The 25,009-nt window shown below is 33.7% G+C and carries 25 protein-coding genes and 1 other annotated feature (1 of these 26 only partly in view); of the genes, 13 read left to right on the top strand and 12 right to left on the bottom strand.

From position 1 onward, the window contains the following. Nucleotides 1-74: 74 nt before the first annotated feature. From CO726_RS07375 to CO726_RS07365, 3 genes are all read right to left on the bottom strand, one after another. Nucleotides 75-989, bottom strand: coding sequence for a superoxide dismutase (locus tag CO726_RS07375; RefSeq protein ID WP_099683827.1), 915 nt, complete (start codon nucleotides 987-989; stop codon nucleotides 75-77). Nucleotides 990-1,095: 106 nt separating this feature from the next. Continuing rightward, nucleotides 1,096-1,587, bottom strand: coding sequence for a YpuI family protein (locus CO726_RS07370; RefSeq protein ID WP_099683826.1), 492 nt, complete (start codon nucleotides 1,585-1,587; stop codon nucleotides 1,096-1,098). A gap of 22 nt (nucleotides 1,588-1,609) precedes the next feature. Beyond that, nucleotides 1,610-1,999: a hypothetical protein gene (locus tag CO726_RS07365; RefSeq protein ID WP_099683825.1), complete on the bottom strand. Its 390-nt coding sequence runs from the start codon at nucleotides 1,997-1,999 to the stop codon at nucleotides 1,610-1,612. 186 nt (nucleotides 2,000-2,185) lie between these two features. On the opposite strand from CO726_RS07365, the gene mprF reads away from it, so the two are divergent. Next, nucleotides 2,186-4,768, top strand: a complete 2,583-nt coding sequence (gene mprF, locus CO726_RS07360; RefSeq protein ID WP_099683824.1) for a bifunctional lysylphosphatidylglycerol flippase/synthetase MprF — start codon at nucleotides 2,186-2,188, stop codon at nucleotides 4,766-4,768. Between the two features lie 4 nt (nucleotides 4,769-4,772). Here mprF and CO726_RS07355 read toward each other — a convergent pair whose 3' ends face one another. Then, nucleotides 4,773-5,561, bottom strand: coding sequence for a hypothetical protein (locus CO726_RS07355; protein ID WP_136699453.1), 789 nt, complete (start codon nucleotides 5,559-5,561; stop codon nucleotides 4,773-4,775). A gap of 175 nt (nucleotides 5,562-5,736) precedes the next feature. Between CO726_RS07355 and deoD the strand changes: the two genes are divergently transcribed. The 4 genes from deoD (at nucleotide 5,737) to CO726_RS07335 (ending at nucleotide 9,364) form a co-directional block, all read left to right on the top strand. Next, a complete protein-coding gene (deoD, locus tag CO726_RS07350) occupies nucleotides 5,737-6,444 on the top strand; it encodes a purine-nucleoside phosphorylase (RefSeq protein ID WP_000110707.1) in 708 nt (235 codons plus the stop codon). A gap of 156 nt (nucleotides 6,445-6,600) precedes the next feature. Then, the gene (locus CO726_RS07345) at nucleotides 6,601-8,412 is read left to right on the top strand and encodes a sensor histidine kinase (protein WP_099683823.1); all 1,812 of its coding nucleotides are present in this window, start codon (nucleotides 6,601-6,603) and stop codon (nucleotides 8,410-8,412) included. Nucleotides 8,413-8,519: 107 nt separating this feature from the next. Further along, nucleotides 8,520-9,050, top strand: a complete 531-nt coding sequence (locus tag CO726_RS07340) for a tyrosine-type recombinase/integrase (RefSeq protein ID WP_000806236.1) — start codon at nucleotides 8,520-8,522, stop codon at nucleotides 9,048-9,050. A 119-nt stretch (nucleotides 9,051-9,169) separates the two neighbouring features. Further along, a complete protein-coding gene (locus CO726_RS07335) occupies nucleotides 9,170-9,364 on the top strand; it encodes a DUF3924 domain-containing protein (RefSeq protein ID WP_001094861.1) in 195 nt (64 codons plus the stop codon). A 294-nt stretch (nucleotides 9,365-9,658) separates the two neighbouring features. On the opposite strand, the gene CO726_RS07330 is transcribed toward CO726_RS07335, so the two are convergent. Then, entirely contained in the window at nucleotides 9,659-10,504 is an 846-nt protein-coding gene (locus tag CO726_RS07330; RefSeq protein WP_099683974.1) for a DUF72 domain-containing protein, read from the bottom strand. Between the two features lie 160 nt (nucleotides 10,505-10,664). Here CO726_RS07330 and CO726_RS07325 point away from each other — a divergent pair, with 160 nt between their 5' ends. Together CO726_RS07325 and CO726_RS07320 are read left to right on the top strand one after the other, a co-directional pair. Continuing rightward, entirely contained in the window at nucleotides 10,665-11,936 is a 1,272-nt protein-coding gene (locus CO726_RS07325; RefSeq protein ID WP_099683822.1) for an ATP-binding protein, read from the top strand. 594 nt (nucleotides 11,937-12,530) lie between these two features. Next, nucleotides 12,531-12,959, top strand: a complete 429-nt coding sequence (locus CO726_RS07320; RefSeq protein WP_099683821.1) for a hypothetical protein — start codon at nucleotides 12,531-12,533, stop codon at nucleotides 12,957-12,959. Between the two features lie 123 nt (nucleotides 12,960-13,082). Here the strand turns inward: CO726_RS07320 and CO726_RS07315 are convergent, their stop codons facing one another. Continuing rightward, a complete protein-coding gene (locus CO726_RS07315) occupies nucleotides 13,083-15,125 on the bottom strand; it encodes a transglycosylase domain-containing protein (RefSeq protein WP_099683820.1) in 2,043 nt (680 codons plus the stop codon). Nucleotides 15,126-15,437: 312 nt separating this feature from the next. Between CO726_RS07315 and CO726_RS07310 the strand changes: the two genes are divergently transcribed. The 3 genes from CO726_RS07310 to CO726_RS07300 all read left to right on the top strand — a co-directional run bounded on the left by CO726_RS07310 (nucleotide 15,438) and on the right by CO726_RS07300 (nucleotide 17,986). Next, complete coding sequence (locus CO726_RS07310; protein ID WP_000231448.1) at nucleotides 15,438-16,058, top strand: DUF47 domain-containing protein; 621 nt, start codon at nucleotides 15,438-15,440, stop codon at nucleotides 16,056-16,058. Between the two features lie 11 nt (nucleotides 16,059-16,069). Beyond that, nucleotides 16,070-17,068, top strand: coding sequence for an inorganic phosphate transporter (locus tag CO726_RS07305; protein WP_098759121.1), 999 nt, complete (start codon nucleotides 16,070-16,072; stop codon nucleotides 17,066-17,068). A 117-nt stretch (nucleotides 17,069-17,185) separates the two neighbouring features. Beyond that, nucleotides 17,186-17,986 carry a sulfite exporter TauE/SafE family protein gene (locus CO726_RS07300; RefSeq protein ID WP_099683819.1) on the top strand — a complete coding sequence of 267 codons (801 nt, stop codon included), beginning with the start codon at nucleotides 17,186-17,188 and terminating at the stop codon, nucleotides 17,984-17,986. A 292-nt stretch (nucleotides 17,987-18,278) separates the two neighbouring features. On the opposite strand, the gene CO726_RS07290 is transcribed toward CO726_RS07300, so the two are convergent. After that, nucleotides 18,279-18,506 (bottom strand): hypothetical protein, encoded by a 228-nt coding sequence (locus tag CO726_RS07290; RefSeq protein ID WP_000882907.1) that lies wholly within the window; start codon nucleotides 18,504-18,506, stop codon nucleotides 18,279-18,281. A 169-nt stretch (nucleotides 18,507-18,675) separates the two neighbouring features. On the opposite strand from CO726_RS07290, the gene CO726_RS07285 reads away from it, so the two are divergent. Beyond that, on the top strand, nucleotides 18,676-19,188 hold the full coding sequence (locus CO726_RS07285) for a Crp/Fnr family transcriptional regulator (protein ID WP_098273431.1): 513 nt from the start codon (nucleotides 18,676-18,678) through the stop codon (nucleotides 19,186-19,188). A gap of 30 nt (nucleotides 19,189-19,218) precedes the next feature. On the opposite strand, the gene hmpA is transcribed toward CO726_RS07285, so the two are convergent. The 3 genes from hmpA to CO726_RS07270 all read right to left on the bottom strand — a co-directional run bounded on the left by hmpA (nucleotide 19,219) and on the right by CO726_RS07270 (nucleotide 22,321). Further along, on the bottom strand, nucleotides 19,219-20,427 hold the full coding sequence (gene hmpA, locus CO726_RS07280; protein WP_099683817.1) for an NO-inducible flavohemoprotein: 1,209 nt from the start codon (nucleotides 20,425-20,427) through the stop codon (nucleotides 19,219-19,221). A 163-nt stretch (nucleotides 20,428-20,590) separates the two neighbouring features. Further along, a complete protein-coding gene (locus CO726_RS07275) occupies nucleotides 20,591-21,109 on the bottom strand; it encodes a hypothetical protein (RefSeq protein ID WP_099683816.1) in 519 nt (172 codons plus the stop codon). 114 nt (nucleotides 21,110-21,223) lie between these two features. After that, on the bottom strand, nucleotides 21,224-22,321 hold the full coding sequence (locus CO726_RS07270; RefSeq protein ID WP_099683815.1) for a site-2 protease family protein: 1,098 nt from the start codon (nucleotides 22,319-22,321) through the stop codon (nucleotides 21,224-21,226). 151 nt (nucleotides 22,322-22,472) lie between these two features. On the opposite strand from CO726_RS07270, the gene CO726_RS07265 reads away from it, so the two are divergent. Beyond that, nucleotides 22,473-22,670, top strand: a complete 198-nt coding sequence (locus tag CO726_RS07265; protein WP_098759125.1) for a hypothetical protein — start codon at nucleotides 22,473-22,475, stop codon at nucleotides 22,668-22,670. Between the two features lie 70 nt (nucleotides 22,671-22,740). Here CO726_RS07265 and CO726_RS07260 read toward each other — a convergent pair whose 3' ends face one another. Continuing rightward, entirely contained in the window at nucleotides 22,741-23,592 is an 852-nt protein-coding gene (locus tag CO726_RS07260) for a YhfM domain-containing protein (RefSeq protein WP_136699451.1), read from the bottom strand. Nucleotides 23,593-23,700: 108 nt separating this feature from the next. Here CO726_RS07260 and CO726_RS07255 point away from each other — a divergent pair, with 108 nt between their 5' ends. Beyond that, nucleotides 23,701-24,477, top strand: coding sequence for a class I SAM-dependent methyltransferase (locus CO726_RS07255; RefSeq protein ID WP_099683814.1), 777 nt, complete (start codon nucleotides 23,701-23,703; stop codon nucleotides 24,475-24,477). 39 nt (nucleotides 24,478-24,516) lie between these two features. On the opposite strand, the gene CO726_RS07250 is transcribed toward CO726_RS07255, so the two are convergent. Continuing rightward, nucleotides 24,517-24,726: a hypothetical protein gene (locus tag CO726_RS07250; RefSeq protein WP_000880630.1), complete on the bottom strand. Its 210-nt coding sequence runs from the start codon at nucleotides 24,724-24,726 to the stop codon at nucleotides 24,517-24,519. 269 nt (nucleotides 24,727-24,995) lie between these two features. After that, nucleotides 24,996-25,009: a binding site (T-box leader), on the top strand; it runs 245 nt beyond the window's last position.

Raw genomic sequence — 25,009 nt, 5'->3', positions numbered from 1 at the left:
TGTATGCTTGGCCTTTTAAAATATGAACGAAATCTCCCTCTCCTTCCAATAAAAAAGACGCAGAGAACCTGCGTCTAATACGGTGTCCATTCTATTTGTTTCGCACTTTCAAATCTTTTTTCTACATCAGGCCAATTTACAACATGCCACCAGTTTTTTATATATTCATCTTTACGATTTTGGTATTGTAAATAATACGCATGTTCCCACACGTCTAGTACAAGGAGCGGTATCGTATCCCATTGTGTAAATAATTGATGAAGTGTACTCTGCAAAATTTCTAATCTTCCAGATCGTGGCACCCAAACGAGAATCGCCCAACCTGACCCTTCCACTTTAGAAGCTGCTTCTGTGAAATGTTTTTGAAAACGTAAAAAACTCCCAAAATCTTGTTCAATCTGTTGTGAAAGAGCCCCCCTCGGACTTCCGCCACCATCTTTTTTCATGTTATTCCAAAATATCGTGTGTAAGTAATGACCGGATCCATGAAAAGCCGCTTCTCTTTCCCAATGCTTAATTAAATCAAATTGATTTGTTTTTCGAGCTTCTTCCATCATCTTCTCTGCCTTATTTAATCCTTCCACGTAACTGCGATGGTGTTTATCATGGTGTAACATCATAATTTCTCTAGAAATATACGGTTCTAACGCATTATACGGATAAGGTAATGGTGGAAGTGTATGCCCACCAATCGGAACGGCTCGTTCACTATCTCCTCTTTCATATAGTTCATATTCCTCTTCTCCCTGCACAAATACTTCCTGTAAATGATGCTGAATATGTTCTACATCATCACTTATTTCATACATAAATTCTGCATCTGTGTCGTACTCATGTTCTTTCATACGCTCTAATAACGTTTGAATTTTATAAGCAAGCATATGGACATCATACACTTCCACTGCGCGGCTATCTAATACGTGAAGAACACTTTCACACCAGCTTTCTACTTCATGAAAGTAATCTGTAAATACACCTTGCTGACTCATGTTACACCTCCTTAATGCTATCCCCTTAAATATATTCAAAGGAAATCTCTTATATAACTGTACAAAAGGAAAAGAAGCTAAGTCCCCTTAGCTTCTTTTTTCGCAATTAATATTTGTGTAACATCTTTGTTTGGTAATCCGTCTCATAATATTCTAGTTCTTCACGCATCAATTGAAATTTACCTTCTAAACTCTTCATCACTTGCTCTATAGATGCAGGTGGCGTTTGCTGAAAAACGATGGAATTTTTCCCTGTATAGGCAGACCGACTATTTTCATACCAATGATCACTCTTTGGTGAAAAAAACTCTGCAATTACTTGATGATAAATTTTATATAAAATTTTTTCAGCTGCTGTTTTTCGAAATGGCTGGCTATTTAACAAAACAAAACATGCATCATGCCCTTCTTCACAAAAAACGAGAAGACGTCTTATTGATGCTAATAACCCTTTATAATATTGTTTGTTCCCTGCTGGTGTCTCTTCTAATAAAGAAGGTAACGTATGATAATTTACATAATTGGTTATCAAAGTAATAACATCTTCTAAAAACATAGAAACTTGTTCTGTTTGATTTTCAACCATTAGATTAGACATTTTTTCCCTCTCCTTTGCCATTTCACGCTATTTCTACTCTTTTATTTTTATGTAATTCAGCCAATATTTCTTGTACTTTCACCACTGTTCCCGCATCAAAATATTGTTGGAATTCTTCTATATTATTTAAATACAAACGTTTTTGCATGCGAAGCTCATTCTCTTTCAGTAAACAACATATCGCTACAATATCCCGTAAATATATGTCTTGTTCTTCTACTTTACATACTGGATTTCCTTCAAAAGGAGTAATTTCTTGTAACACTTCTTCAAAATACCGAACGTATAAAACAGAAAACGTTCTCTCTTTATCATTTAATATATATCTCACTTCAGATCTATTAAAAAAATCTTCTGATGTATTAGGTTTTGCTTTCTCTAATTCGTATCCCGCATAACCTATTATAATCATCTACTTCCCCTCTCTTCCTTCTTTTAATTCATTTTAACTTAATTTTCTGACAAACAAAATACTCTTTTAAATATACCTCTTATAAAAAATAGCTTCCTTATACAGGAATTTACCTTTTTATTTTTCTTGAAGTTTGTCATAATAATATTATTGTCTCAGTTTTCTTATACAAGGAGAGTTGTATTTATGTCGTTTTCATGGAAACGTTTCTTACAAATCGGGAAAATTATCTTCCCATTTGTTGTATTAACAATTGTATTCTTTCAAGCAAAAAAAGAATTAGCAGGCATTTCTTTTTTAGAAGCAATCAATACAATTAAAAACATTCCAACCGGAGGAGTCTTTTTAGCAATTACACTTGGCGCATTTGCCGTATCAACAATGTTCTTTTATGACTATGTTATGCTTCGCTATTTAAAAGCTGATATACCAGTCCAAAAGATTTTCCGCATCTCATGGATTGCTAATACGTTAAATGGATTTATCGGATTTGGTGGTCTCGTTGGAGCGGGTGTACGCACAATGCTTTATCGTCCATACATAAAAGAAAATGGCAAGCTTATTAAAAGTATCGCCTGGATGACAACTGCTTTTATTAACGGACTCGCAATTCTTTCATTCCTCGGTCTAATCGGAATATTAGACACAAGTTTTATTTTGCATGAAAAACCGTGGCTATGGCCTGTTCTTATCTTTTTCGCTCTTTTCGTTCCCATATATATTGGCTTTTCTAAACTAAAAAATAGAAAAACAAAGCAAACCGAAGGACAAGAAGAAGGAGAAGAGAAAAACCCAACTGTTTTATACTCATTAGTTTCATTAGTTGAGTGGGTATCTGCTGGTATTGTTATGTACGTCATATTAATATTATTTGGCATCGATATCGAATTTCAAAAGTTTTTAGGTGTGTATGTAATTGCTGCTTTGGCTGGCGTTGTTAGTCTTGTGCCTGGTGGACTTGGTTCATTTGATCTTGTCTTTTTAACTGGGCTCGGACAATATGGCATTGATACAGGCGTATTACTACCTGCAATGTTATTATATCGCCTCGTCTATTACATTTTACCTTTCTGCCTTGGTCTTATTTTTGCAGCTTTTGAAATGACAGGTGTGGCCATTAAAAAGTTTGAAGATAAACCTTTTATCGCGCCTGCATTAGAAACAACTGGTGTTATATGGACTTTACAGCGTGACTTTCTCGGAAAGCTTGGTTCATGGGCATCTGCTGCTTTAACAGTATTTGCTGGACTAATGGTTATTTTATCGACCATTCTACCGACAAGTATAAACAGAGCACACGCCTTACATATTCTAGCTCCAAAACATCTTATTCAATTTTCTTTTAGCCTATCACTAACATTTGGTATTCTCCTCCTAATCCTTTCAAGGGGGATATATTATGGAACAAAGCGTTCTTACTATATGACGATTATTTCTTTAATCGGAGCAGCCATCTTTAATACGCTAAAAGGAATTGATATTGAAGAAACGTTTATTTTATTAATCGTACTCGCTGTATTATATATGCTTCGCAAAAGATTTGTACGCGAGAAAATGGAAGTCTCACTTTCTGATATGGTAAAAGTTTTTATATTCTTACTTGTAACTTTATATTTATATAAAAACTTAGGTATTTTATTTGCAGGTGCAAAAGAAGCTTTTAAACCTGATTTTGTCGTTCGTAATATTACGCAAGTGAAACGAAGTGCATTAGCAGCTGCCTTTTTCGTTCCTACTTTTTTACTGATTGGCTCACTCATTGCCAATCGTTATCGAAACGAATTTCCCGGGCAACCAGCTAATGATAAAAGATTGCAAAACTTTTTAGAGGAACATGATGGAAATGTACTTAGTCATTTAGGATTTTTAGGTGATAAACAATTCTTCTTCAGTAGTGATGGGAAAGCGCTCCTTCTCTTCTCTATAACTGGAAAACGTCTTGTTGTACTAGGTGATCCAATTGGTGACCCTTCCTCCTACCGTACTGTGTTACAAGAGTTTTTAGCTGAGGCTGATCGATTTGGATACATTTGTGTATTCTACCAAATCGAAAGTAAATGGATGAGTTTATATCATGATTTCGGTTATAACTTCTTTAAGCTTGGTGAAGAAGCTGTCGTTGATTTGAATACATTTACAATAACGGGGAAAAAACGGGCCGGTATGCGAGCGACTTTCAACCGTTTTGAACGAGAAGGCTATACATTCTCTATTCACCAGCCACCGTTCTCAAACGAGTTATTTGAAGAGTTAAGAAAAGTTTCAGATGCGTGGCTCGGCGGAAAAAAAGAGAAAAGTTTTTCACTCGGATACTTTGATCGTGAATATATTAGCCGAGCACCTATCGCTACATTATCTGATGCAGATGGAAAAATCGTCGCATTTACAACCTTTATGCCCGTATACCAAGACGGATCATTATCGGTTGATTTAATGCGCTATTATCCAGATGCGCCTAGCGGCATTATGGATGCAATTTTCATTCATCTATTCCAGTGGGCAAAGGAAAATGAATACCATTCCTTTAATATTGGTATGGCACCACTTTCAAATGTAGGTTTATCGACACAGTCTTTCTGGTCTGAACGAGTTGCTGCTGCCATCTTTAATAATGTTCGTTATACATATAGTTTCAGCGGGTTACGACATTTTAAAGAAAAATATAAACCAGCATGGAGCGGTAAATATTTAGCATTTAGAAAGAATCATTCTTTACCAATTACAATGCTCTCTGTAACAAAATTAATAGGAAAGAGAAGAAACAGCTAAATATTTAGCTGTTTTTTCTTTTTTGAACTTGTACAATAAATTCTTTTTCATATTTCTTACCATTTATATAGAAATCTCCCCATATTTTATACGTTCCTTCGGCAGGAAATGTAATGCGATATTGTAATTGCTCATCTGTATCAACAGGTATTGCATATAAAAAGTTTTCTCTCGTTTCGTCTACGATATAGAGCGCCTCAACTTCACCTCTCTCTGAATGTAATTTCAATTTTTCACCCTTTTTCGATTGGAATTGAAATGTTAAGGTCACTGGTTCATCCGGATGCAATGCACCGAATAAAAGAGAAACTTCATACTCCCCTATTTTTTTTGTAAGTACACTATCGATTGGGAATTTTACTTTTTTCTTATTTTTCTCCTCTACTTCTCTCCCAAAATCTTTCTTCGCTAATGATTTCACCGACTTATTTTTGTCTTCATATAAAAATATTGTATATCTTTCATCTTTCGCTATTTTGGAAGATACTTTATATGATCCATTCCCTGCAAATGTAGGTTTCATTTGTTGTACATGCTTTAATTGTCCGTCTACAAGAACTGCGCGAATTTGATCATTCACACCACGAACTTCGTTATTTTTATTATTTAGTAATTGAAACGAAATATCTACTTTCTCATTTCCTTTTCCGTATGACACATCCCAATTTACTTCCTGAATATCACCTACAGTCTCTGTGGTTTCTTGATACTTTTTTATGTAAAATCCGCCTACTACAATAAATAGCAAAGCAACGAGTCCAATGACAAGATTTTTCAAAATATCACCTACCATTTTTATTGTCTCTGTTTATACAAAACTTCTTACATATATATTCTAGATTGTAATTTATGAAATCCTTCTGTTTTGCACATATTACAAATAATAAAAAGATTTTAATTGAAAGGATTCGTAGTGTATAATGCAAATGATATTGATTTCTATCAATACACTATAAGGAGGACTTTTCATGAGTGTACATATTGAAGCAAAACAAGGCGAAATCGCTGAATCTATTCTATTACCTGGTGATCCATTACGTGCAAAATATATTGCGGAAACATTTCTAGAGGACGTTACTTGCTATAATAACGTGCGTGGCATGTTAGGTTTCACTGGAACTTATAAAGGAAAACGTGTATCTGTTCAAGGTACAGGTATGGGTGTTCCTTCTATTTCTATTTATGTAAACGAATTAATTCAAAGCTACGGAGTTAAAAATTTAATTCGCGTTGGAACTTGCGGTGCCATTCAAAAAGACGTAAAAGTACGTGACGTGATTATTGCAATGACAGCTTGTACAGATTCTAATATGAACCGTTTAACATTCCCAGGTTTCGATTTTGCACCAGCTGCAAACTTTGACCTTTTAAAGAAAGCTTACGATGCTGGAACTGAAAAAGGCTTACATGTTCGTGTTGGTAATGTTTTAACAGCTGATGTATTTTACCGCGAAAGCATGGACATGGTTAAAAAACTTGGTGATTACGGTGTACTAGCAGTAGAAATGGAAACAACTGCTCTTTACACTTTAGCAGCGAAATACGGTGTAAATGCGTTATCTGTATTAACAGTAAGCGATCACATCTTCACTGGTGAAGAAACAACATCTGAAGAGCGTCAAACTACATTTAACGAAATGATTGAAATCGCTTTAGATGCAGCAATTCAACAATAATACATTAAAGAACTCGTCATACGTCTGTCGAGTTCTTTTTATGTGACTTTTTATTAAAAACTACTTTCGGAAGAGACAGATTTTCTCCTCTACTTTTTTGTACCATTTGTTATAATAAAGTAATCATTTACAGTATTTCTCACAAGAGGTGACGCAGTGAAAAACAGAAGTATCGTCTTTAAACTATTTTTATTAACATCAACATTATTTACAATCATATTCCTCCTCTTTTTCCTAGGACAATCTCTATTTTTAGAGAAATTTTATATTAATAAAAAAGTAAAAACAGTTCAAACTGCCTTTGAGAAGTTCGTAGATACGTACGAACAAAGTGGGAAAAGTTATGAAGAAATTCGAAAACTAAAACAAGAATTTCATGATAAAACAAATGCTGACATGCAATTTTTAAATACGAATGGCATTATTAAAAGCGACAACAATTACTACATTGATGTATTTAATCCTAAAAATAATGAAACATATTCCATTCCGCTCAATAATCTTTTAACACCCGAAGAATATAAGAAATTCGAAAACTTAGGATTGAAAAAAGACGATGTGATAAATGTCGTCGGTTTGCTACAAAACAAAACAATAACACCAATAAAATTGACAACAAATTATAATCGATGGCAAAACGAATATACCAATTCAGATTTTTCATCTATTAATGGTAATCCTTCTAAAAATAGACTTACAAACCGATACAAACCTGTTACTCAAATTGAGTTTACTGGTACTATATCTAAGTTACAGCTTCCATCGAAAGCCGAGGTTCGTCTTGCAAATGATATCGAAACATTACAAGCCGTTCAATATTTTGCAGAGCTTATTAGAAATGGCACTGCTAACTCCCAGCAATTAAACACTTATATAATAGATAGCGGGGAGAATATAAAGAATAGTATCTTTGTAAAACCTATTATGGAAAATGGAGAGATTACAGAATATGCTTTTGCGATAGCATCCTTGCAGCCTGTTAATGAAGCGATGCTCGTTTTGAAAGATTATTATGTCTATGCCTTAATCATCGTATTTCTCGTCATTATTTTGTTATCCTTCTACTACTCAAAAATCATTGTAAAACCATTAATTAAAATTAATCGCGTTACAAAGAAAATGGCCAATTTTGATTTTAGCGAGAAATTACCTGTCACAGCAGACGATGAAATTGGCGGGCTTTCCGGTAGTATTAATACGTTATCTGTAAACTTAAAAGACCGAATCGATCGATTAAATGTTGCCAATACAAAATTACAACAAGATATTGAACGTGAACGTCAATTAGAGAAAACGCGAAAAGAATTTATTTCTGGTGTATCGCACGAATTAAAAACACCACTTAGTGTCATTAGAAGTTTCGCAGAAGGAATTAAAGATGGCGTTAGTAAAGATACGACGTATTACACCGATGTTATTTTAGAAGAAACAGAAAACATGAACAGACTTATTGTTGAAATGTTGGAATTAGCAAAATTAGAATCCGGTACGTACAAACTAGATATGACGTCATTCTCAATCGGGGAATTAATTCAACAAGTCTATACAAAGCTACTATTTAGCATGGAAGAAAAGCATTTACAAGTGAACATAGATGTAGACTCTTCTATATTTGTTAAAGCCAATCGTAGTCGTATTGAGCAAGTGGTTGTGAACTTACTTAGCAATGCAATTCGCTATACGCCAGATGGAGAAAAAATACAAGTCTCTGTTATAGTAATGGAAGATACAGTAAAAGTCGAAATCGAAAACACAGGAAACCCTATCCCAGAAGAAAGTCTTGAAAAAATTTGGGATCGTTTCTACCGTTTAGATGCATCTCGTAGCCGTCATACTGGTGGTACTGGTCTCGGATTATCTATTGTAAAAAACATTTTAGACCTCCACAAGGCGGAGTACGGTGTATATAATACGACTAATAGTGTTGTATTCTACTTTAATTTACAAAAAGTAAAAGAAGTCAAATAATTTGTCTTAATTTCACTAGGAGTTCACATGAAATTCACACTCTCCCTTTATAGTAAGAAACAAGTTAATCCTTTCCTTTACACACATAAAAGAGGAGAGTGCGTGAAATGAAACAAGCAGGACAACCTATTCAAAATGAAAAACAATTAGAAACTATCAAAAATATACTTTTACAATCTTCGAAACGTGATGGCTTATTATTCGTATTAGCTGTAAATTCTGGCTTAAAAGTAAGTGAAATCTTACAATTAAAAGTTAGTGATGTAATCGATGAAAATGAAAATGTTCGCCATTCCATTTTATTTTACAATGAAAAAGTAAAGAAACATAAATGGTTTGCTGTTAATGAAGACTTACAGCACGCGATCGAAGACTACATGAAAGAACGTAAAACTTGGAAACGTAATGAACCATTATTAAAGTCTCAAAAAGGAACAAAATCTATTACGAGACAACATGCATGGTACATTTTAAACAAAGCTGCAAAAGAAGTTGGATTAGAAGGGATTAGCTCACATACACTTCGAAAAACTTGGGGATATTGTGCATACAAATCAGGTGTTGATATCGCATTTTTACAACACTTCTTTGATCATAGTACTCCATCAAAAACTTTAAAGTATATCGGTATTGCTTAATAACTCTTATACATAAAAAAGGTTACCATTTATAAATGGTAACCTTTTTTATGTTTCACATTCTCTTTTCTTGTCTCTCCTATATTGTAGTGGTACTCTAATAGTAAGGGGGAGAAATTATGAACACATTAACAATTGAATTACCGAAAGAAACGGCTGAAAAACTTGATTTATTAAAACAAGCTTATGAAAAGAAAACAGGTGCTTCCATTTCTGAGAGTACTCTTGTTCAAACGCTTATCTCAAAAGAATTTATCCAAGCGATAACTCCTTTTGATTTACAACAATTCGTCACTGGAAAAGAACAGCATTAATTGCTGTTCTTTTTTTATACTTTATCAGGGGTTTACTAGAAATCTCCCTCGAAAAACTTCTTTGCTTCAGCCAAGCTTTTTAATAGGAATCTCTCTTCCGTTAATATCTCATAAAAAGTTTTTTATTTATTTTTCGGAAAACCATTGACAATGATAATGATAACCATTATCATTTATTACGAAGCCAACAATTGATGAATCAACCAAACGCTCAGTAACATTGTTACCCCTCTTTTTCATATAGAAAGGCACTGTACATTCCCCCTGTTTGTACAGTGCCTTTCTTGTTTATTATCATTCAAACAAATTTAATTGCTCAGGCTTCGGCTCACCATATGTAATATTCATCATTTTCATAAGCTGTTTCGCATTATCTGCTGCATCTCCGCCCGAATTATTGTTAAATAGTACATATATGTCTTTTGTCTTCTTTTTTAATTTCTCTAGTCTTTCTACCCATTCTTCTAATTCTTTATTGTTGTAGCGATATAAGCAGCGAACCGCTCTCCAATTTTCCCCTTTATCAAGCCAGCCATGGACATTTCGACCATGAAAACGTATTAACACCATCTCTGAATTCGTTACTTCTAAAACGAGCGGTACCGAACCTATCCCCGCCTGTGGCTCATCACAAATTGTATGAATCCATTTCTCCTGTTCCAAAAACTGTAACGTCTTATCTCTCATTTCTGGATCAAACCATGTTTGATTTCGAAATTCTATGGCACACGGTAAACCTTCCATCTTTTCTTTCGTATATCGAAGAAAATCTACATTTTTCTTTTTACAATCAAACCATGGTGGATATTGAAATAAAATCGTTTTTAATTTATCAGCTTCTATTAAAGGAAGAATAGATTGTTTATACACATCAAACATCTCATCGAACGTAGAAAAAGGAATTTCACCTTTCATATGTCCCGTCATCCCTTGATATGCTTTTACGACAAAAGAAAAATCTTTCGGTGTCTCCATTGCCCATTTTGTATAGTTTCGTACAGGTTGCATCGCATAAAATGAACTATCCACTTCTACAATAGGAAAATGCTCACTATATGTTCGTAATTTATTTCTATTTTCATAGGGATCTATATATAAAGAATCATGATCTCCCCATCCTGTTACTCCAATGAAAAGCAAATATATCCCTCCCTTTTTAACTTCACCTTCTATCCATTCTACCCACTTCCCAAACACTTCGACTAATCAATTTCATTAAGTAACCCCTTCTTTAAGAGTATCTGTATAAAAATATGATATACTAGATGGAAGAATTTTTAAATTGAGGGGTTATTTATTTATGCTTCCAAACGATGATATTGTATCTCATGAAAAACGAATAGAAGAACTAGAAAATAAAGTACGTTTTTATGAAGAACTTGTGAATCAATTACCACATCATTTCACATACAAAAATCCACATATTGGTTTACAAATAAAGAAAACGAGAACGACTCATTCCATTCAAAACATACAAAAAGAGAATAAAGAGGCTAATTTTCAACTTACTTGCGATTCATTATTTTTATTTGAGCAACTTGAAACATACTTTGTCCATATTTTTGATGCTTTTTCACATCATGTAACCTTTGTTGATGGTAAAGGAAATATAACTTTATGTAATCAAGCTGCAGCCGATGATTTTGGTGTAGTACGAAATGATATAATTGGAAAGCCAATTCAACAATTACTAAAATTGCCAGAAGAAAAAATTAAAGCTCTTGAAACATTAAGAACGGGCACAGAAATATACAATGAAGAAGTTTTAGACAAAAACTATGGCATTTTAAATAACCGAATTATTCGTAATTATAACGGAGAGATTTTTAGAGTTATTAGTGTCTTTCATTATTTAAACACAGAACGTGATGCAGAAAAATTTTCGTTAGCAGGGCGAATCGCCGCCGGGATTGCACATGAAGTCCGTAATCCCCTTACAACCGTACGGGGTTATTTACAATTTTTACAAGAAAGTGTTTCTCCATCTAATAAAGAATTATTTAAAAACTTACTTATTCCTGAATTAGATCGCGCAAATAGTATTATTACAAAATTTTTATCTATTTCAAAAACACGTGAATTTACAAGAGAACCGTTTCCTATTAATACATTTTTACGTGAGTACATTCAACAGTTACTAGCTAGTGAAGTCTTTTTACATAACATTTCAATTGATTATAATTTTTCTACCGAATTAGATGATGTATTAGTCCATATTGATCGTCATGAACTTGTACAAGTTTTTTTAAACCTATTTCAGAACGCTGTCGATGCCCAAGGTGAAAAAAAACTTTCTATTCAAATCACTAGTTATCGCTTAGATAATTTTGTTCGTATTACTTTCACAGATAACGGAATTGGTATTCCTCCAGCCATTCAAGAATATATCTTTGATCCATTCTTCTCAACAAAAGATTCAGGCACAGGACTGGGCTTGTCAGTAACGAAGAAAATTATTCAAAATCACAACGGTACATTAAAAATGACTAGTAATCAAGATGGTACAACTTTCACTATTTCAATTCCAATTTTGCCCAAAATAACCCTTGAAAGAATAAATCAATACAAATGAGGTACAACTCCACGAACTGCATGCGAATTGTTAGGGAATATCTAACAATTCGCATGCAGTTTTTTCTGTTGAACTTTTCTTTTTTACATTATATAAAACTTTCTATAAACCTTACTTATTTTTGCTAGGTGGGCCAATTTCTTATTTTTTAGAAATAGTAGCTTGTCCATCACGAATTTAGTTTAAATTTCATTTTAAAATATAGTAACGACTATTTATTCTATGAAAGAAAGGAATGAAAAGATGCACAACAAAAATAAAGGGAAAATATTTTATGGTAATCAGAAATCCAAGCTACCCTAGTTCAATACGGATCAGGTTGCCTTGGAGGAGGAGCAACAGGCGAAACGACTGCTATACTTTCCATCTTCCGAATTTACTAGCCACAATTTCCAATACTATTTTGGAGTGACCACGCACATTTATAAGTAATAGGTTTTTGATTGTTTATTAAATCTCTCTTTTAATAAAAAGAGCACTTATTTGGGAGGATAAGTGCTCCTTCTTTACGTTTCTTTACCTCAAATTTACTCTATCTTAATCCTCATTTTGTATGATAAATAGTGAAGTCAAAGAAATGAAAGAGGGATGAAAATGAGAGTTATGTCACTAATACGCATTTGGTTCGCTCTTATGGTATGCATTATTTTATGTGTAGGATTTTTTTTAGCTCTAAAATATTCCACTATATCAAAAGCAGAGAGAAAAACTGTTCCATATAAACTTTTGTATACAAAACAAAGCAACATCCCTTATTCCAATGCCACAAAGAATGAAAAAAAAGTTATAAAAGGCATGCTTATTACGCAAGCTTCTAGTTCCGAATCCTTACTTCAAATTGCTGAAACGATTAAAAATCAATATACAAATAAAAAAATCGATGAAATTATACTTTCTATTCACAATGAAAATAATGGTAATTATGAAGAAGAATTACCATACGAACCCATTAGTAAAGGCAAAATAATCGTCACATACGATGCCGAATCCGTTGGCAGTACAAACATTATACTTAACGAGTAATATCATGTGTCTCAATGGATATGGATTAATAACTAGTAGGAATAGACAAAAATCTCTACCGATTAAAATTTTATTTTGTTTTCATACAAAAAAGAGGCGAATTTCGTTATTCGCCTCTTTCTTTTACCAAAATGAAGGAATCCATTCTTTCACTTTATCAAGCCACTCTTGTTGCTCTTGTTTTCGTTGTTGTTCCTCTTCTTTCCTTCTCTTCTCTTCTTCTTTTCTTCGCTTTTCCTCTTCTATTGTAGTCAATTGTTTTTTATAATCAGCCTCAGATATGAGCGATAACTGGAATGCTTTTTGAGATGGATTTGCGTTCGCTTTTTTCATAATATCCCGGAACATCGTCGTCGTAATTTGACTACCACCCGGAACATAATGATCACTATCTGTTTTATCATATCCTACCCAAATCGCACCTACTAAATCTGGTGTGTATCCAACAAACCATGAATCCTTTGCACCGGTGCTTGGGCCATTTACAATTTGAGTAGTTCCTGTCTTACCTGCCGTATCAACATTATTAACTTTCGCCTTTTCCCCCGTTCCCTTTTCGACAACACCTTTTAATAAATATGTCATCTTTTGAGCAATTTTCTCGCTCGTCACTCGTGTCTCTTTCTTATACCACTTTCCAAGCGTTTCACCTTCAGCATTTTGTATCTCCCTGATTGCATGAGCTTCCACTTGGACACCGTCATTTGCAAATGTACTGTATGCTTGGGCCATTACAAATGGAGATGTCCCCACATGCATACCGCCTAAAGCAATCGGATACGTACGATCTTCCGACACTAATGGAATACCAAATCGCTCTAAAGATTTCAATCCTTTATCTAGTCCAATTTGTTCTAATAGCCACACAGCCGAAACATTGTACGACTTTGCCACGGCTTCATACATTGTCACATCACCGTGAAAAGTATGATCGCTATTTTGTGGTTTATATTCTTTAATGTTAAATGGTTCATCTTTTAATATATCGTATACTTCATATCCTTGTTCTAACGCTGGTACATATACAGCCAAAGGCTTTAGCGTTGAGCCAGGTTGTCTTTTTAATTGGGTTGCATGGTTAAACTGTAAGAACTGATACGGCCCTCTGCCTCCAACTAAAGCTGGTACACCACCTGTTTTTGGATTCATAAGAACCACACCCGTTTGCATAAGTTGGTCTGAGCCACTATCTTTGAAATAACTATCATTATTCACAACGTCTTCTACAGCCTGTTGTTTTTTCGGGTCAAGTTCTGTATAAACACGATAACCACCCGCTAAAATTTCATTTTGTGTTAATTCGTACTTGTCCATCGCTTCTCTAACAATATAGTCTACATATTGAGAGTATTTTCCCTTGTATTTATCATCAACGCCACGTTTTAACACAAGTCCGCTCTCTTTTTCTTTATTATACTGTTCGTCAGAAATATACCCTTGCTCTTTCATTAAACTTAATACGACATTACGTCTTTCAATTGACTTGTTAAAGTTTTTATAAGGTGAATACGCAGATGGTGCTTTAATCAAGCCCGCAATCGTTGCAGCTTCTGAAATTGTTAAATCTTTTACATCTTTATCAAAATAAGATTTAGCTGCCCTTTTTATACCCCAAGCACCTTCACCAAAATAAATTTGGTTCATATACATTTCAATAATTTCATCTTTCGTATACGTACGCTCTATTTTTTTTGTTAAAAAATATTCCTTTATTTTTCGAGAGTATGTGCGGTCTTGTGTCAGAAATACATTTTTCGCAAGTTGTTGTGTAATTGTACTTCCCCCTGCTACAACTTCTCCTGCTGTAATATTTTTGAAAATCGCACTTATAATTCCACTATAGTAAATACCGTGATGGTTAAAAAATTCCTTATCTTCTACTGCAACAATTGCCTGAACCATAATATCAGGAATATCTTTCTTTTTAACGCCTTCTGTTTTAGAAGAAGCTAATTTAGTTGCAACTTCATTATTTGCATCATAAATTAAGGTCGGTTGCGGAACAGCTTGCTTTAATTCAGATATGTCTTGAATGGAAATTATTATATTTATAGCAATAAATAGAGTAGCGAGCAAACTTCCTAATACAATTAATGAATTACGAAGTTTCTTCCTCTTGTTGAACCACTCCTGCATTTTTTTTAAGTGAGTGTTCTTCAATTTCATTCGTTCACTTCCTTCGTTTGTTTACACTCTTCTTTTCAAAAGGAAGAATATACCTCCTTTTGAATTTATTATAATAACGTAGTCTTTCCTGTAGTGTAAAGCTTTTCTTTCACATTCATACTTTTTGCAAGAAAAGGACATTCTACAAGTAAGATATTCAACATTGATTATTAATATTATTAATACAACAATGAGAGTTATGTTAAGTTTTTGTAAACTTTTCGATAAAATGTTTTAAAAAACGACAGTTTTTTGTTAGAATTGACTAGCCAATATATTTTACATATATTACTTTTGTGGGGGTAACTAATAATGGTCTTTAAATCAAAAAAAGATAAATTTTCTGAAATGTTAATGAATGTTTCCGAAAATTTAAAAGAAGGCGCGCAGTTTTTCGTGGAGTATAAAATTAAAAATGCTAGCGATTTAAAAGAGTTTTCTATGCGCATGAAAGAGTATGAGTCAAAAGGTGACTCATTTATTCACGAAATCATTATGGAGCTAAACAAAGCGTTTATTACTCCTATTGAGCGTGAGGACATCCTACAACTTGCAATGAGTATGGATGATGTATTAGACGGATTAGATCATAGTGCTGGTCTATTCGAAATGTATTCTATTACAGAAGCTGATGAATACATGATTAAATTCGTAGAAGCAATTAATCAATGTGCAATTGAAATTGCAAACTCTGTTGAATTAATGTCTAACAAAAAATTAGTCGACATTCGTACAAATGCGATTAAGATTAAGGATTACGAATCACAATGTGATGATATTCGCCGTCATGCGATTAAACACTTATTCTCTCGTGAAAAAGATCCGATTAAGATTATTCAATACAAAGAGATTTACGAAGAGCTTGAAGAAGTAGCGGATAGCTGCCAAAGCGTTGCAAACGTATTAGAAACAATTATTATGAAGAACGCGTAAGGAGTTTGATCATGGATACACTCTTGATACTGACCGTTTTAGTAGTCATTTGCGCTTTAGCTTTTGACTTTATCAATGGATTTCACGATACAGCAAACGCTATTGCAACGGCTGTTTCAACGAAAGCTCTAAAGCCTAGACATGCAATTATTATGGCAGCTATTATGAACTTTTTAGGTGCGATGACATTTACAGGTGTAGCAAAAACAATTACGAAAGATATCGTCGATCCATTCGCTTTACCAAATGGTTCTCTTGTAATTTTAGCTGCTTTACTTGCGGCAATAGCTTGGAATTTGATTACTTGGTACTACGGTATTCCAAGTAGTTCTTCGCATGCAATTATTGGCTCAATCGCAGGTGCAGCTATCGTTGCTGCTGGTTTTAGTTCATTAAACTTTAAAGGGTTTATAAAAATTCTTGAAGCTTTAATCATTTCACCAATTATCGCTTTTGTTATCGGTTATATCGTATACAGTATATTTAAAGTAGTCTTTAAAAACTTTAATTTAACGAAGACAAACAAAAATTTCCGTATATTCCAGATTTTCACTGCCGCATTACAAGCTTACACACATGGTACGAATGATGCGCAAAAAGCAATGGGAATCATTACGATGGCTCTTATGGCCAATAACTATCATACTTCTAGCGATATTCCGTTTTGGGTTCAATTATGTTGTGCCATCGCAATGGGACTTGGTACTTCTGTCGGTGGATGGAAAATTATTAAAACTGTCGGTGGACAAATTATGAAAATTCGTCCTGTAAATGGTGTAGCTGCCGATTTATCATCATCACTTGTTATTTTCGGCGCAACATTCATTCACTTACCAGTTAGTACGACGCACGTTATCTCTTCTTCTATTTTAGGGGTTGGTGCTTCTCATCGTGTAAAAGGTGTAAAATGGGGAACTGCAAAACGCATGTTAATTACTTGGGTTATCACACTTCCTATTTCAGCTTCTTTAGCTGCTTTATTTTACTCTTTATTACACTTAATCTTTTAATTAAAAGTCGTCTTCCTTATTTTTCTAGGAAGACGACTTTTTTGTGAACAAGCCTATTTCTCATTAAAAAGCGTGTATAATAATTGGTGGATAAGTTATTTAGAGGAGTTGGCCATTTTGGAATACATCATGTTACTTTTCATCGGACTAATCGCCGGAACAGTCGGTAGCCTAGTCGGGCTTGGAGGCGGAATTATTATTGTTCCGTTATTAATTGGATTACACAGTTTATCACCACAACTTGCAGTAGGGACTTCTATGGTAACAGTCGTTTTTACAGGACTATCCTCTACCCTTACTTATATGAAGCATAAACGAGTAGATTACAAAAGTGGACTTATTTTATTTATCGGGAGTGGTCCTGGTGGTATCATCGGCTCATGGGCAAATAAATTTTTAAACCAAGATACATTTTCTTTATATTTTGGGATTTTCCTTATTTTTGTCTCAATTCTTCTCATGCTACGGGATAAATTAAAACCTCTTTCCCTGTCAAATATGTCTGTAATTAAGCGTTCTTTTACAGACAATGAGGGAAATACTGTACACTATCAATTCCCGCCATTTCTTGCTATCTTTATCGCCTTTATAGTTGGATTTATATCTGGGTTATTCGGAATTGGTGGCGGTGCCTTACTTGTTCCTGCAATGATGCTACTTTTTGCATTTCCAGCACATATTGCTGTAGCAACTTCGATGTTTATCGTATTTCTATCAGCAATTGTAAGTTCTGCAACTCACATCTCCCTTGGAAATGTCAGCTGGATTTACGCATTAATTCTTATTCCTGGTGCATGGATTGGTGGAAAAATCGGGGCTTATATCAATACAAAATTAAGTGGTAAAGCCGTAATTAATTTATTACGTATCACATTAATTATTCTCGGAACTAGATTAATCATTACTTCTTTTTTATAACGCGTTCTTTTTAGAATGCGTTTTTTTATACACATGAATATAAAAATCCTCCTAAGAGAACAAATAAAATCAAACAAACACATAATAGCATATAATTTGAAATATGTACTTTCTTCAAGTTGACCACTCCTATAACTGCGACTGTTATCTTTATGATAGCGAAAAAATAGTTTACTTGCAGTTACAAAGTGCTAACAATGCAAAATCATTTATTACAAATTTTATCCTTATATTTCATTTCTTTGTATATTCTATCGATTTAATAAAAAAAGATGTCACATTGACATCTTTTTTAGTGAAGAAGTGACCATCCCATAAAATCCTCATGTACCTGGCACGCTCTCTTATCGTTTCGATCATATAATTCAGCATAACTATCTGTTTCTTCATCATAAGCCATTGTATAAATAATTTGGCCGTCTACTTCAACGGATAACACGACTCCACCTTTCATCTCTTCTACATGAATGATAGCATTCGCCGGAATTCTCATATCCGTCATTTTTATCGCATCTAACAATATACTAAACCCCCTACAGCGTATTCATTGCTAGTACTATTACACACTAAATAGTATACTACTGTAATAGCATACATTTCGTCAATGAAATTGCTGTTTAAAAGCATATTATCTTTATACATATACGCTAAAATAAAAGAAATAGAAATGTTTAAATGGGGGGCTAACATTGATTCTACACAAAGGAGATGTACTATTCCGTCAAGGCGAGGACGGTCCTTTATATTTTATAAAAACAGGTTTATTAAAAGTAGTAAGAATAGAAGAAGATGGAACACCATTTTTGTTCAACATTATTGTTCCAGGTGAAACGATACCTCACCATTCTTTAATTTCACCGAAGGAATATCACGGTACAGCGATCGCTTTAATGAAAACAGAAGTTGAACCTATAGTTAGTAATGAATGGTACGATCAACTTCAGGCAAATCCTGCATCCTATGCAAATATCGCTATGCAATTACAATCAAAGTTAAGAATGATGCAACAGCGTATCGATCAATTGACAACCGTTTCTCCGAAAGAACGTCTTCATCGTTTACAAGAATGGTTCACACTATATCTAGGTGACATCCCTATATACGAAATATTAACGCAAACTGAAATTGGTCAACTGATTGGTATACGCCGCGAAACAGTAAATCGATTATTACGAGAACAAATAAAAAACGAGGTAAAATAATACCTCGTTTTTTTGCTTATTCAGGCCAATCTATTGTAAGCTTGCTGCCGGACCGAAAAATTCATAGTGAATATGCTCTTGTTTCACACCTAAATCAGTTAGTGCAGCATTTATATGCTTCATAAATGGGACAGGGCCACAGAAATAAAATTCTGCTTCAGTTGTCGGAATAATAGTTTGTAACCATTCAACTTCAATGAAACCTTCTTTATCAAAGTTCTTCATTTCCAAATCTTTTTCAGTTGGTGCCGAATAGCAAGTGTATGCTTTAACTTGTTCGTATTTATTATCTACTGCCTCAACATGTTCTTTCATTGCATGTGTATTACTATTTAGCGCCGCATGAACAAAACATACATTACGTTTTGATTCTTGTTCAATTAACGTATTTAGCATACTCATCATTGGTGTAATACCTACCCCACCACTAATTAGTACAACTGGTAATGTTGAATCCATATTTAATACGAAATCTCCTGCTGGCGCACTTACTGGTAAGATATCGCCTTCTTTGACATGATCATGTAGATAATTAGATACTTTACCATCTGCTGTATCTATGCCTTTTTCTTTCTTCACACTAATACGATAATATTCTTTTCCTGGAGCATCCGATAAGCTATATTGACGATTATGTGTATATGTCTCACCTTCAATATTGATTTGAATTGTTACATATTGTCCCGGAATGAATGAAGAAACTTTCCCACCATCTTCAGGTTTTAAATAAAATGATGTAATTACATCGCTTTCCTTCACTTTTTTAACAACTACAAAGTTACGGAAATCTTTCCATCCACCTTCTTTATGTGCCGCTTCTTCATACATCTCAGCTTCAATGCTAATAAATGCATCAGCAATAACACCATAAGCTTCTCCCCATGCATTTAAAACTTCATCAGGTGCACCTGCGACCTCTTTAATTGCACGTAGTAAACATGTACCTACAATCGGGTAATGCTCTGCTTTAATACCTAAACTTCTATGCTTATGACCAATTTGTTTTACAACTGGAATAATAGCTTCTAAATTATCAATGTACGTTGCAGCTGCATAAACAGCATTCGCTAACGCTTGTTGTTGTCTTCCCTTTTTCTGATTTGTATGGTTGAAAACATTCAATAACTCCGGATGTTCCGAAAATAAAATCTCATAAAATCTCGTTGTAATTTCAACGCCTTTTTCTTGTAATAATGGTACTGTTGACTTTACGATTTCAATTGTTTTTGCACTTAACATTGTATCCCACTCCTCTATTTCCTTAACTGTTTTTAGTTTAACTGAATTGTATAATGCAGATTGTGATTTTAATCACTATTAACACTGTGTTTTTGTGAAAAATATATGAACATTGCACTTACAAAAGAAAATAAGCCAACTAGAAATGCTAGCTAGCTTATTATTATTTAGACTGTATAGCTTGTTCAATTACCTTTATATATTTCCCATCTCCAAACTCTGTATACCCCCAGATGTTCGTTTCACCTCTATACTTATTTACGATAATATCTAAGTCATGGTATACACGGTGTGCATACACTACATACTCAATATTTTGGAGCTCCACACCTTTTTTTACAATTTCATAGCTTCTATTTACATCACGTTTTATTTTTTCATTCTTTATGTCTGTATGTATATTTTTTAACGATGATTCTTGTTGTTGAAACCATTGTTTAAATTGGTTCCAGTCCCCTTCTGTATAATTCTCTGCTTTACCATAATTTAAGAAATTATTATAACTTTCATGTGTCATACGAATAAAATCTAGTACTTTTGTCTCTTCTTGCACATCTTCTATTTGAGCTATTGTATTTACCTCAGCAGGCTTATTCGCATAATGTAACAATACTTTCATAAGACTATAACTCGCAATGATCATCACAATAATAATCCCGAATACACTTAACAGTTTCTTCATATACAGAACCCCTTCTCTACTAGAGATATTACAATGTAGTACTATACTTGTACCATTCTCTCGTAGAAATATAATTCCTGTATAAATCCTTCCTATCATTTCGACAATATTTTTCTATACATTTCTCCTTGGCAAATGTTCTTGTAAAACAATATACCCTTCATAAGCTGTATAACCAAGGATAGCCATTAATCCAATATAACAAGCAAAGACTGTCCATTTCGTTTTCATATCCACTTTATAATAGTTTTCCTGTTGTCTCTTTTCTGTCTCCCATTCCTGTAATTTTCTTTCTGACATTTCAAATGCTTCTCTTATATGAATTGTATGCGTTTCTTTTTCATCTTCATACGGGACATAATCCAGTGGCTCAAACTTTGGTAAAAGATACTCTAACACTTCAATCTTTTGAAATTCTCCTGTTTTTAATTCTTTCTCTCTTTCTTTTTGCCTTAATACATTTATTTCATGTTGCATCATGTATATATTTCGATGCACTGCACCAGTTTCTTTTAACTCCTCTTCAAGCCTTGCAACATATTCTTTCATTCCATCAATTCTATATCCTAATTCCTTAATTGGCTCATCTCTCTTTATTACTCTATATAATTCCATACAGCCGATAATAAAAATAAATCCTCCCAAAATACTTTTGAAATAAATGGAATAACCGAGCAATACAATAAGGCCTGCCCCCCAAATCTTTGTACTTACAACTGAGATAATTCGTCCACCATCTAGTGGAGAAACTGGAATCAAGTTAAAGAAGTTAATCATACTTCCAAGTAAAATAATTAATGCCCAAAATGGCTCTTTCGTTATTATATAAAGTGGAATCGCAGGCAAAAATGACACCAATCCGAAAAGAGGTCCCATATAGGCGATATAAGCTTCATCTTTTGCATTTTTCGGCATCTCTTTCATCCCAATAAGAGCACCCATAAATGGAATAAATATTGCTGGAGATGTTGGTATACCTTTTCTTCTCGCAGCCCATAAATGGCCCATTTCATGAATAAACAACAAATAAATGAGCGCTACCCCAAATTTCCAACCATATATAACTGCGTATGCACCAAGTGATAAAAACATACTAAATACCGTTGAAAACTTTGCTAATTTAAAAATTGCAAATACCCACTTTAACTTAGAAAGTAGAAATAGCCCTATTGCAACAATAATTCCCCATAATCCTTTTTTATTATTTTTCATATTCCTCTCCTTTATCTCTCATTAATGAATCATATTCATTCATCAAAACTTGTTCTTTTCTCTATTATGACATATTTTTTTCTAATGTTAGAAATAATGTTTAGATAATCCATTTTTAGCCAAAAATATAAATAAAAGGAGGTGTATACGAATGAATTTACAATCTCTCATAATAGGCGCTCTATCGTTTTTAGCTTCAACTCTTATTTTTTATACCGTTAGCTATGTATTATTATTAGATTTGTTGCCAAATTACGTATTTATTGCTCTTATCATCCTTTCCGCTCTTATGATTTCTTTTCTTATTACACGAAAATCAATGAATGAGCCATCTGCAAAAGCAAAATAATAGAGAGGGGTGTTTTTCCCCTCTCTATTATCATTTCCTAGGAAAGACCCTATAAATTTTATATTTCACTTTATCTTTGTAAATTCATTTTTTCACCATACTCTTTAACGATTTGAATGATATTTTGAAAAACACCTATTTTTTCTTTTTTACTATTTAATATTTTCAAATCATAATTTTCATAATATGTTTCTAATGACTTTAATTGTGATTCTGAAGCACCTTGTATCGGAACAGTAGCATGCAATTCATACTGTTTATATCCTTCCTTTACCTTTTCACCTGAAATCATTTCACTCTCTTTTTCTCCAATTAATTTTTGAACTTTTTCCGGGAAAATGACTTGCAAATAATATTTTTGTTCCTTCTCTAACTTATTGTATAGTGATTGTGAAATCGTATACCGTACCGTATAATTCACTTTTTGATCGCCTGCTTTAATATGAAACGCGGTAATCTGCAAATCTTTTTTTGTTATTTCCGTTAAAGGACCTACCTGCATCTCATCTTCTTTTTGCTCTGAAACATTTGGGAATATAGCCAAAAGCTTTTCCGTATCTTTTTCATTCAGCATATACATAGCTTTCTTATATTGTACCCAGCCCCGTCTATCTTCTCCTCTTAGCCATGCATAATATGTTTCTTTTTTCCCATCCCTATTAATTTGTATTTCATATTCAGGTTCACCGAAGCTACCTGTTATTTCTTGTTTTTCCGCTTTATCTATAATTTCTATTACTACCTTAGCTTCTGATTCCTGTAACTTTTTCTCTTTATGTTTTTTTTGTATAACGGTTACCCCTATCGTTTCTTTCACTTCATTCACCGTCTCTTCCACTTTTTTTGTTTCTTTTTTTTGCTCAACTTGACTACAAGATGCTAGTAACATAGCAAATAACACCAATACATATTTCCTTTTCAACTTAATCCTCCTTTTACAATAAGAAATTCTTATAATCTTCATATAAAAAACAAAAACGTGACACACTATAAAATACGCTATACTAAGCATTGAAAGGAGGTCTTTTTCATGTCCATTAATTTTCACGATGCAAATAATAAATACACATACGCACAGCGAAACGCTCATATTTCTTGGGGAGAACTGATAAAAAGTATTACAAATATACAGAACAAGCAAATAATTGATATCGGCTGTGGTGGCGGGATTTATACGAAAGAACTTGCTCTTATGGGAGCAGAAAGTGTTGTTGGGCTTGATTTTTCAAAAGAAATATTACAGGCTGCAAAAGAAAATTGTAGAGGATTTTCAAATATTTCATTCATTCACGGTAATGCTCATAGCGTCCCATATCCTAATGATACATTCGACATTGTTATTTCGCGCGCGGTTATTCATCATTTACAAGACATTCCTACATTTCTACGTGAAGCTTCTCGTATATTAAAGAAAAACGGTGTACTTATTATACAAGACCGAACCATTGAAGATTGTACAATTCCAGGAAGTCCCGAACACATCCGTGGATATTTTTTCTCTACCTTTCCAAAACTCATTGAAATAGAATCAAAAAGACGTCCAAAAACCACCACGATACAACAAGAATTACAAAAACATTTTCTTCACGTTTTCCCCACTCAAACACAATGGGAGGTACGAAAAATACATGATTCTGTAGAGGCATTATTGCAAGATTTATCACCTCGAACAGGTCGATCCATTCTATACGAATTAACAGATTATGAACTTTCTCAACTTCTACAACAAGTACAGACCGCCTTACAAAACGTCTCTCCTATTATCGAAAGAGATCGGTGGACCATTTGGAGCGCCATGAAATTGTAAGGAAGGAAGCCTCACAAAATAATGTGAGGCTTCCTTCTTTCATAATCTAATTTTGCAACACTCTTGATATCCCCCACTTCTGGCCTGTGCACTTCCACACTTCGGACATACTAAATATCTAGACTGATTTGTCAACAAACTACCTTTTTGAAAGAGTAAAACTTCTGCTTGTTTAAACGAACGCGAATAATATAACCACATAAAACCAATTATAGCAATAATGCCAAATAATACTCCCATCGCAAGCATTTCAGTCACCTCTTTTGGTTTGTTCTTTCCAGCAAGTGGATTGTTGTATTATTCTCTGTAAATTCAAACAATCCCTTCTTTACTCCTATAAATATCAACTTTCTCTATAAATTTTACAATTCTCTGCAAATTTTCACTTCCGTTTTACAATTCACTTTACATCAACCATTCATTTCAAAACAAATAATATTTCCGTATATATATTTCCCACCAAAAATATATTGACTTTCTAAAAAAAAAATGTAACAATACTGTCAGAATACTTGAATAAAAATTCATTGAC

The organism is Bacillus fungorum (genome assembly GCF_002746455.1).
In the GTDB taxonomy this organism is placed as follows: domain Bacteria; phylum Bacillota; class Bacilli; order Bacillales; family Bacillaceae_G; genus Bacillus_A; species Bacillus_A fungorum.
This window is presented reverse-complemented; position numbering and strand designations above follow the sequence as displayed.